The 10,774-nt window shown below is 29.6% G+C and carries 11 protein-coding genes; all 11 read left to right on the top strand.

What is annotated here, in order from left to right; all coding sequences use genetic code 11:
* Positions 1-493: 493 nt before the first annotated feature.
* On the top strand, positions 494-859 hold the full coding sequence (locus BGI41_RS04175) for a hypothetical protein (RefSeq protein WP_088538979.1): 366 nt from the start codon (positions 494-496) through the stop codon (positions 857-859).
* Between the two features lie 175 nt (positions 860-1,034).
* Entirely contained in the window at positions 1,035-1,349 is a 315-nt protein-coding gene (locus BGI41_RS04180) for a V-type ATP synthase subunit H (protein ID WP_088538980.1), read from the top strand.
* A gap of 9 nt (positions 1,350-1,358) precedes the next feature.
* The gene (locus tag BGI41_RS04185) at positions 1,359-3,362 is read left to right on the top strand and encodes a V-type ATP synthase subunit I (protein ID WP_088538981.1); all 2,004 of its coding nucleotides are present in this window, start codon (positions 1,359-1,361) and stop codon (positions 3,360-3,362) included.
* An 86-nt stretch (positions 3,363-3,448) separates the two neighbouring features.
* A complete protein-coding gene (locus tag BGI41_RS04190) occupies positions 3,449-3,937 on the top strand; it encodes a V-type ATP synthase subunit K (RefSeq protein ID WP_088538982.1) in 489 nt (162 codons plus the stop codon).
* 16 nt (positions 3,938-3,953) lie between these two features.
* Entirely contained in the window at positions 3,954-4,577 is a 624-nt protein-coding gene (locus BGI41_RS04195; RefSeq protein WP_088538983.1) for a V-type ATP synthase subunit E, read from the top strand.
* A gap of 12 nt (positions 4,578-4,589) precedes the next feature.
* Positions 4,590-5,744, top strand: coding sequence for a V-type ATP synthase subunit C (locus BGI41_RS04200; protein ID WP_088538984.1), 1,155 nt, complete (start codon positions 4,590-4,592; stop codon positions 5,742-5,744).
* Positions 5,741-6,055, top strand: a complete 315-nt coding sequence (locus BGI41_RS04205; protein WP_088538985.1) for a V-type ATP synthase subunit F — start codon at positions 5,741-5,743, stop codon at positions 6,053-6,055. Before BGI41_RS04200 ends, BGI41_RS04205 begins: the two co-directional genes overlap by 4 nt.
* Positions 6,052-7,806, top strand: coding sequence for an ATP synthase subunit A (locus tag BGI41_RS04210; protein ID WP_088538986.1), 1,755 nt, complete (start codon positions 6,052-6,054; stop codon positions 7,804-7,806). The genes BGI41_RS04205 and BGI41_RS04210 overlap by 4 nt, the downstream gene beginning before the upstream one ends.
* A gap of 2 nt (positions 7,807-7,808) precedes the next feature.
* Complete coding sequence (locus tag BGI41_RS04215) at positions 7,809-9,194, top strand: ATP synthase subunit B (RefSeq protein ID WP_088538987.1); 1,386 nt, start codon at positions 7,809-7,811, stop codon at positions 9,192-9,194.
* Between the two features lie 86 nt (positions 9,195-9,280).
* Positions 9,281-9,967: a V-type ATP synthase subunit D gene (locus BGI41_RS04220; RefSeq protein ID WP_088538988.1), complete on the top strand. Its 687-nt coding sequence runs from the start codon at positions 9,281-9,283 to the stop codon at positions 9,965-9,967.
* A 288-nt stretch (positions 9,968-10,255) separates the two neighbouring features.
* The gene (locus tag BGI41_RS08455; protein WP_198945420.1) at positions 10,256-10,411 is read left to right on the top strand and encodes a hypothetical protein; all 156 of its coding nucleotides are present in this window, start codon (positions 10,256-10,258) and stop codon (positions 10,409-10,411) included.
* Positions 10,412-10,774 lie beyond the last annotated feature (363 nt).

The raw sequence follows: 10,774 nt of genomic DNA on the forward strand, positions 1-10,774 counted from the left end.
CTTGTTTTTTAGTAAATATTTTTTAGGATTTTTTTTCAAATTTTTTAAGTTTTTAATTTACTTTTTTAAATTATTTATATATTATTACTTTTAAAATCTTTTTTATTAAGTGTATATTTTATTAAAGCTTTTTACTAACTTTTTATAAGTTTAATCTTATTTTTGATAATTTTTTTAATTTTTTTATTTAATATTAAAAATTGTTTCATAAATTTTATTTTGATTTTATATTATTCAATTTTTATTAAATTTTTAAGGTTTTTATTTTAATTTTTGTCATTTATCTAATATGATAAACTATTTAAATAGATATTTACAAAAAAAATAATCATAAATCATTTAAAGATTTATTAATTTAAAAGATTTATTAATTTGTAAATTTAGTTAAATATAGTAAATTTATTATATTAATAACTAAATAAGTTAGTATATTAAATAATTTGATATTTAAGAGAAATGAATTTAATATTAAGCGATTTTTTGAGGAGATATTATGGTACAAATGACTTATGGTTCAAGAATGAGAATGTATTCTATTATTTTCTTTTTTGTCATGGTTAGTTTAGCTTTAGTACCTTTTTATTATGGTCAACCTTTTACTGGTGAAAATATTGCTTCATCATTTATTATTATTTTAGTAGGTGTTGTATTTCCTCTTGTGTCTTTTAAACCACAATGGAATAAAGCAGTTTTATTTTTTGAAGGAATTCTTTTTGCTTTTTTAGGTTATAACTATTTAGCAAATCCTGAAAATTATGTTTTCTTAGTATTTGGTTTAATTTTAGTTGCTATCTCTTTGTTAGCATATGTAAAAAAATTACCTCCTAGGTTACTTAGGTTCTTTTATAATAGTAGATAATGGAGGAATTTTTTTATTCTTCTTTTTAATTGTTTATATTAATTGTTTAACTTATTTGATAATTTTTTAATAGATAGAAATTGTTTTGTTTTATTTAGAAATATGATTTTTCAACTGAGAAATTATGGTAAGTAAAGTAATCTAAATAAAATTTTAAATACCATGGTGATGAAATATGGCAGAAATATCAGAGGCTCTCTCAATGATAAAAAAAGCCGAAAGTAACGCCGTCCAAACAGTGGAAGATTCTAAAGTTCAAGCTGAGGATATTGTTAAACAAGCTCAAAAAGATGCTGAAGATAAAATATCCAATGCTAAAGAATATGCAACTCACGAAGTTGAAGATATTATATATACTTCCATTGAGGATGCGAAAAAAGAGGCTAATCATATTAAAACTCAATCACAGCAAAATGTCGACACTATTAAATCCAGTTCATCTGTAAATGTCGATGAAGCTGCTTCTGTTATTGTTGAAAAATTGTTGTAGTGTGAGATAATGTTTCAAACAGAAAGAATGCGTAAACTTAAAATAATCACTTTGGATGATTATGTTACTCCTGTAATTAGAGATTTACATGAGGCAGGTTTAGTCCAAATTGATGATATTTCAGATCGTATTCAACAGAATCCTGAAGTTGCGGAACTTATTACTCCATCTAAATCTACATCAAAAACTGGTAAAGTTTCTTCTCTTTTAATGAGAACAACTGGATTATCTGATTTATTTGGTGAAGCACTTTCTTATGGTGACACTATTAAAGATAAATTACATAATATGTTTAATCCAGATGTTCCAGTAAGAAAACCAGTTGAAAAAGTTGATGTTGATTCATTATGTAAATATGCAGAAAGTATCTTAGATGAAGTTAATGTTGATGTTGTTCCTATACAGGAAAAATTATCTGCACTTGACAATGAATCTAGTAAATTAATCTCTAAAATTACTGTTGCTAAAAAATTAACTAATGTTAATTATAACTTAGAAATTTTAGAAGATACTAAAACTACTTCAACAATTGTTGGAAGGATTGATGTTGAATCTGCTTCTGAATTAAAAGCAGAATTAAGTAAAATAACTGATGAAATTGTAATTGATGATATTCATTCTGATGAACTCTTTGATACTATAATCATTGTTGTTGCAAATGAGTATCGTGATGAAATTTATTCTTCACTTAGAAGGTTTAATTTTGAAAACTTAGATGTAAGTGAAATGGAAGGAACTCCTTCTGAATTCATTAATAATGCTAATTCTAGATTAGTTTCTATTGATGATGAAAAACATCAAGCAAAAGTTGAACTTAAAGCTGTTGCAGAAAAATGGGATGATGATATTCTTTCTTTAAAAGAACAATTAGAAAATGAAAAAGAAAGAAATGAGATCTTTTCTAGTTTTGGTGAAACTGAAAAATCTAAAGTTTTTGAAGCTTGGGTTCCACTTAAAAAAGTTGATGAAACTAAACAAATTATTGAAGCTTCAAGTGATGGATATTGTGTTATAGAAGTTGAAGATATTCCAGATGATAGTGAAGATGTTCCAGTTCTTCAAAATCATAAAGGATACTTTAAACCTTTCGAATTACTTGTACAAATGTACTCACCTTTAAAATATAATGAAATTGACCCTACATTCTTTGTAGCTATTACATTCCCATTCTTCTTTGGTTTCTGTTTAACTGATGGATTTTATGGGTTCTTAGACTTTTTAATTGGTTACTTTTTATTATACAGAGGTTTAGGTAGAAATAGTCAAAATGCAAAAGATTTTGGTATAATTGTTATGGCAAGTGGTATATGGGCTATTGTTTTAGGTCTTATTACTAATGCTTTCCTCGGTGATTTCTGGGGTAGAATTCTTGGTTTAGGTACACTCCCTACTTGTATACCTTGGTTAGATTCCTTTAAAAATTCAGCAACAATTTTAATAATTGCTATTGCTGTAGGTATTATTTATACTAATATTGCTTTCATTTTAGGTGCTATTAACAATGTATGGAATGGAAATACTAAAGATGCTTTAACTAATCAAATTGTTTGGTTTGTTTTAGAAGTAGGTATTTTATTCTTAGCAATGGGTTACATGATTCCTTCTATTGGAATGATTGGCTATGTTATTGGTGCAATATTTGTTGTTGTCGCTTTCGGTCTATTATTCTGGGGTGGAGGAGTATATGGTATCATGGATTTATTCGGTTTCATGGGAGATATTCTTTCATATGCAAGACTTTTAGCTTTATGTTTAGCTACTGGTGGTGTTGCTATGACTGTAAACATTTTAACCGTAATGTTAAATAATATGATTCCATTTGTAGGTATTATCCTTGCAATTATTGTATTTGTACTTGGACACATTGTAAATTGTGCTTTCCAAACTTTAGGTGCTGGTGTTAACGCATTGCGTCTTAACTATGTAGAGTTCTTTGGTCAATTTTACATGGGTGGAAAACATAAATTTGAAGCTTTCAAAGCAAATAGAAGGTTCACAAAAATTAATGATTAAATTTTTAATTTCATTTAGTTTAAATTGATATTTATTTAAATTTATAAAAAATTAACATTTCGATATTATTTAAGGAGAAATAAATTATGGTAGAAATTGTATTAGGTACTGCTTTAGCAGCTGTTGGTGCTGGTGTTGCAGTCGGTTTCGCTGGTTTAGGATCAGGTTTAGGTCAAGGAATGGCAGCTTCAGGTGCTGTTGGTGCTGTTGCTGAAGATGGAGATATGTTCTCTAGAGGTATTATTTTCTCAGCATTGTGTGAAACTCAGGCTATTTATGGGTTTTTAATTGCTATTTTATTATTAGTATTCTCAGGTTTACTTGGTGGTGGAAGTAAAGGATTATCTACCGCTGTTGGTATTGTTGCTATTGGTGCAGGTGCTGCTGTAGGATTTGCAGGTCTTGGTTCTGGTATGGGTCAAGGTATTGTTGCAGGTGCTTCTGTTGGAGCTATTGTTGAAAATGATGAAATGTTCTCTAGAGGTATTATTTTCTCAGCATTGTGTGAAACTCAGGCTATTTATGGTTTCTTAATTGCTATCTTACTTATGGTATTCGGTGGAATATTAGGATAGTTTTGGAGGTCAACAAATGAGTTCTGGGGCAGAAAAAATTGTCTCTAACATTAACTCTAATGCTCAAGCTAAAGCTGATGAAATAATTCAAGAAGCTCAAAATAAAGCAGCTGAAATTGCATCACAAGCAGAAAAAGATGCATCAGCTCAACAAAAGAAAATTATTGCTGATGGTAAAAAACAAGCTCAAATGAAACATCAACAAATTATCTCTGAAGCTAGAATGAATCAACGTAGAGCAGAGTTAGGGGCTAAAGAAGAAGTTATAGAAATGGCTTTTAGTAAAGCTATTAATGATTTAACTGATATAGCATCTACCGGCGATTCAAAATATGTCGACTCATTAATTAATATGATTAAACAAGCTGCTATTGAAATTGGTGGTGGAGATTTAATTGTACAAGTGAAAGAAGCAGATAAAAGTAAAATTAGTAGTGTTTTAGCTACTGCTGCTAGTAATGTTTCTTCCGATATTAATTTTGAAACAAGTTTTGAATTAGGTGAATCAATAAATACTATTGGTGGAGCTATTGTTAAAACTAAAAATGGAGAAATAGAAGTAAATAACACTATTGAATCTAGAGAAGCTAGATTTAAAAAATCTTTACGTAGTGAAGTTGCTCAAATATTATTTAAATAGGGGTGAGAATTTATGGCTGATCAAATTGCCGCTTTAATTAGTCAACTAGCACTTTCCAATGAAACAATATTAGTTTTAGTAATATTAGCATTAGTTATAGTTGGGGCTGTTGTGGTTGTTGTTACAAGTAGGCCAATATTAGATATTTTCCCTTATCTCAATCCTATTGCTAAGGTTAGAGCTCGTAAAGGTAGACTCTTAAGTGATAAACAAATAGTTGAACTTGCAGATACTAATTCCGTTGAAGATGTTACTAATTATTTAAGAGGTTTAGATGATTATCTTCCATATTTAAATGAGTATTCCTTAGAAAAATCTTTAGATGTTCAAATGGCTGATACTTATAAATATATTGCAACTATTGCACCTGAAGAAATTAAAAAACCTTTTGAAATAATTTCTACTAAAACCGATATTGCTAATATTAAAGCTTTATTAACTGCTAAAGCAGTTGGTTTTACTAATGAAAGAACATCTGAATTATTAATTCCATCTGGATCATTATATGATACATTAGATAAATTAGTTGATGCAAGTTCTGTAACTGATGTTGTTGCAGGTTTAGATGGAACAGAATATTCTGATGTATTAAAAGATGCAATTCCTCAATATGAAGAAAGTAATTCTTTATTACCATTTTCAAATGCATTAGATAAATTTTATTTACATTCTTTATTACATTCAACTGAAGTTCCTGGAAATGAAAATACTGAAAAAATGTATGCATATATTGGAGCTCAAGTTGATATTGCAAATATAAAATTAATAATTAGGGCAAAAGTTGATGGTTTAGATTATGATGTTGTTAGTCCTTACTTAATTAATGAAGGTTATCAATTAAGAGAATGGAAACTCAAAGAACTTATGGAATCTCAAGATGTATCTGGAGTTATTTCATCTTTAGATGGTACTAAATATTCAGATATTCTTTCAAATGCTCTTACTAAATACAATGAAACTGGTAGTGTTTCTGTATTTGAAAATGCATTAGATTCATACTTTGCAGAATATTCCCATTCATTATCATTAGAAAAACCATTAGGTGTAGGTCCAATTATAGGATTTTTAAGTGGTAAAGAAAAAGAAATCAAAAACTTGAAAATTATCTCAAGAGCTAAAAGGGAAGCTGGTTTCCCTAATGATAAACTTCAGGAGATGTTAGTATGAGTTCTGTTGCTGTTATTGGTGATTTAGATACTATCACTGGTTTTAAACTCGGAGGAGTTTCAACTGGTTATGTAGTTAATACTGAAGATGAAGCTAAAGAAGCTCTTGATGAATTACTTGAGAGTGAAGTCTCAATTATTATTATTACACAAAAGGTAGCTGATGAAATAAGAGAGTATATCAATAAAACTATGGGTTCAGAAATTGTACCTATGATTATCGAAATTCCTGATAAAGATGGTGAATCTGAATCTGATAATGATCAAATGAGAGCTCTTATTAAACGAGTTATTGGGGTAGATATTAAATGATTATTGAAGGAAACATTATCAAAATTGCAGGTCCTGTTATCCTTGCTGATGGGATGAGAGGTACTCAAATGCATGAAATGGTAAAAGTTGGAGATAGCCAACTTGTCGGTGAGATTATTGAATTAGAAGGTGACACCGCAACCATTCAAGTATATGAAGAAACCGCAGGTATTAAACCTGGTGAAAAAGTAGAAAGTACTGGAGGTCCATTATCAGTAGAATTAGGACCTGGTATTATGGGAGCTATCTTTGATGGAATTCAAAGACCTCTTGAAAAAATTAAAGAACAAAGTGGAGATTTTATTGCAAGAGGTGTCCAAGTACCTTCTATCGATAAAGAGAAAAAATGGACATTTAAATCTGTTGTCAGTGTTGGCGATAAAGTATTAGGTGGAGATGTTCTTGGTGAAGTAAATGAAACTTCTGCAGTTGTACATAAAATTTTAGTACCTCCTGCTATTAGTGGTACTGTTAAAAGTATTGCTACTGGAGATCATACTGTATTAGATGATATTGCTGAAATTGAAACTGAAGAAGGCACTATTGAAAAAGTTCAAATGTTACAAATTTGGCCTGTAAGAAAAGCAAGACCATATGTTAAAAAACTTGATCCAGATGTACCTCTTGTAACTGGTCAAAGAGCACAAGATACTTTCTTCCCTATTGCTAAAGGAGGAGCTGCAGCAATTCCTGGTCCTTTCGGTTCAGGTAAAACTGTTACTCAACAACAATTAGCTAAATGGGCAGATGCAGATATCGTTGTATATATTGGATGTGGAGAACGTGGTAACGAAATGACTGAAGTACTTACTGAGTTCCCATTCCTTGATGATCCAAAAACAGGTAATCCTATTATGGATAGGACTATTCTTATTGCAAATACTTCAAACATGCCAGTAGCAGCTCGTGAAGCATGTGTATATACTGGTATTACTATTGCAGAATATTTCCGTGATCAAGGTTACGATGTAGCACTTATGGCTGATTCTACCTCAAGATGGGCAGAAGCTATGAGGGAAATTTCTGGAAGACTTGAAGAAATGCCTGGTGAAGAAGGTTATCCTGCATACTTAGCATCTAGACTTGCACAATTCTATGAAAGAGCAGGAAGAGTTCACACTATTGGTTCTGAACCTAAAGAAGCTTCAATTAGTGTAGTTGGAGCAGTATCACCTCCTGGTGGAGATTTATCCGAACCTGTTACTCAAAACACCTTACGTATTTGTAAAGTATTTTGGGCATTAGATGCATCTCTTGCAGATAAACGTCACTTCCCTTCAATTAACTGGTTACAAAGTTATTCATTATATGTAGACAGTATTCAAAACTGGTGGAAAGAAACTGTTGGTGATGATTGGAGAGATAACCGTGATGAAGCTATGGTTTTACTCCAAGAAGAATCTGAACTCCAAGAAATTGTACAATTAGTTGGTCCAGATGCTTTACCTGATTCACAACAAGTTACTTTACAAACTGCACGTATGTTAAGAGAAGATTTCTTACAACAAAATGCATTTGATGATGTTGATACTTACTGTCCTCCTGATAAACAAGCTGAAATGTTAAGAACTATATTATTATTTAATAAAGAAGCTAAAAATGCAGTTGTTAACGGTGGAGACATCAAAAAAATAGATGCATTATCTGTTAAAGATGAAATTGCAAGAATGAAATATATTCCTACCAAAGAATTTGATGCAAAAGTAAAAGACATCAAAGCTAAAATTGTAGATCAAATGGCTGGTGTATAAATATGAATACTGATATTAAAACTAAAGAATACACTACAGTTACAGAAGTTTCAGGTCCTTTAATGATTGTTGAAGGTGTTGAAGGTGTTGCTTACAATGAGATTGTAGAAATTGAAACTCCTGCTGGTGAACACAGAACTGGTCAAGTTTTAGAAGTAAAAGAAGATATTGCTGTTGTACAAGTTTTCGAAGGTACTTCTGATTTAAACACTAAAAACACTAAAACTAGATTTACTGGTGAAACTGCTAAAATTGGTGTTTCTAAAGAAATGATGGGTCGTATTTTCAATGGTACTGGTAAACCTATTGATGGTGGACCTGAAATAATTCCTGAAAAAGAATTAGATATTAACGGAAATCCTATGAACCCAACTTCTAGGGAATATCCTGCAGAATTCATTCAAACTGGTATATCCACTATTGATGGAATGAACACTTTAGTAAGAGGTCAAAAACTTCCTATTTTCTCAGGATCTGGTTTACCTCACAATGAACTTGCTGCACAAATTGCAAGACAAGCACAAGTAATTGGTGATGATACTGAATTTGCAGTAATTTTCGCTGCTATGGGTATTACTCACGAAGAAGCTAACTTCTTTATGAATGAGTTTGAAAAAACTGGTGCTTTAGAAAAAGTAACTGTATTTATGAACTTAGCAGATGATCCTGCTATTGAAAGGATTTTAACTCCTAAAATGGCTTTAACTACTGCTGAATACTTTGCTTTTGATTTAGGAATGCATGTACTTGTTATTTTAACTGATTTAACAAACTACTGTGAAGCATTAAGGGAAATTTCTGCAGCTAGGGATGAAGTTCCTGGAAGAAGAGGTTATCCTGGATACATGTATACTGATTTAGCGGGTATATATGAAAGAGCAGGACGTATTCAAGGTAAAGATGGTTCAATTACCCAAATGCCTATTTTAGTAATGCCACAAGATGATATTACTCACCCTATTCCTGATTTAACTGGATATATTACTGAAGGACAAATTGTATTAAGTAGGGATTTATATAGGAAAGGTATTTACCCACCTATAGATGTACTTCCTTCATTATCTCGTTTAATGGGTGGAGGTATTGGTGAAGGTAAAACTAGACCTGACCACAGTGGTGTATCTGACCAATTATATTCAGCTTATGCTGAAGGTCGTGATTTAAGAGATTTAGTAGCTGTTGTCGGTGAAGAAGCTCTTACTGAAAGGGATCAAGCTTTCTTAAAATTCTCTGAAGAATTTGAAAAAAGATTTGTAACCCAATCTAAAGATGAAAATAGATCTATTGAAGAAACTTTAGATCTTGGTTGGGACTTATTTAGAATCTTACCTAGAAACGAACTTAAACGTGTTAAAGACGAATTTGTTGAAGAACACCTTAAAGAATAGAATAATATTTGTATAAATAAATTCTTTCTTGAATTTATTTTTTTATATTCTATTGTTGATGTATCCAACTTTTAAAGGAGGATAATATGGCAGAAGAAGTATTAGAAGGTATTAATCCTACTCGTATGGAGTTACTTGCACTTAAAAAACGTGAAAAACTTGCTGTTAAAGGTCACAGTTTACTTAAAGAAAAACGTGATGCTTTAATTAAAGAGTTTTTTGACATTTTAAATAAAGTTAAAAGTGCTCGTTCTGATGTAGAAAAAATCCTTAAAGAAGCTTATGAAGCTTTAACATTAGCTCAAATTCAAATGGGTGATTTGGCTGTTAAAAAAACTGCTTTATCCGTTAAAGAATCTGTTGATGTAGATGTTACATCAAGAAACATTATGGGTGTTCCAGTTCCTTTATGTGATACACACTTTGACTCAAGAACTTTAGTTGATCGTGGATATGGTTTTGGAGATACTTCTGCTCAATTAGATGTAGCTGCTAAAAAATTTGAAGAAGCAGTTAAAATGATTATTGAGCTTGGTGAAATTGAAAAAACAATTTATCTTTTAGCTGAAGAAATTGAAAAAACAAAACGTCGTGTAAATGCTCTTGAACATGTCATGATTCCAAAAATTGGAAACACTATTAAAGTCATTGATATGAGACTTCAAGAAATGGAAAGGGAAAACTTTGTAAGATTGAAAATGATTCGATCTACATTGGAAGAAAATGAAGCTAAAGCTGAAGCTAAAAGAGCTGCAAAAGAAGCTCAAGCTTAGAAACAAAAACTAGTATTTAAAATTTAGATTACTTATTAAGGGAATGGAATAAAATATTTCTCTTATTTATCAAATTCCCTTTATCTATCTATTTTTAAAATAAGTTTTAATCTTTTTGTTTAAAAAAAGATTTTTTCTATTTTTATTTTTTATTATTTTAAATATTTTATTTAAAAATTTTAATAATAAGTATTTTATTATTTTAAATGTTTTATTTAGAAGTTTTAATAATAATTAAATTATTTTAAAAAATAGTTTGAATTTTTATTTAATTGAATCTGTGATATCATGCGTAGAAGTCCATTAGATTTAGCATTGAAAGATCCTGATAGAAGGGTTAAATTATTTAAATTAATTAATTTTGCTATAATATTAACTACATTTATGATGGTATTTGGGGTTATTTTATTTATATTAATTACATTTGGTGTAATCCATTTTTAAGTTTTATATTTTATATTCTATTTTTTTAATTTATTATTTTTAATAATACATTGTATATTGCTATTTTTTTATTATTAATCAGTTATTTCTTATCCTTTCAGTGTTTTAATCTTTTTATTTTAAGTATCTTCTTTATTTTTTTAGTTTTTTGTGTTGTTTATTTTTTTTAGTTTTTCTTTTAGTTTTTTTTATTTATTGTGTTAAATATTTTATTTATTTTTTTATATTGGATAAATATTCTTGTTTATTTTCTCTTTTAAAATTTCAATATCTTTTAATCCATTTTTAACATTTTTACATTCTTTAATTATTGTAACAAGAGGTTCTTCTTTTTCTATGATTGTATTTTCTTTTGAAATATCA

Origin of the sequence: Methanobrevibacter sp. 87.7, assembly GCF_002208625.1 — an archaeon.
Lineage (GTDB): Archaea > Methanobacteriota > Methanobacteria > Methanobacteriales > Methanobacteriaceae > Methanarmilla.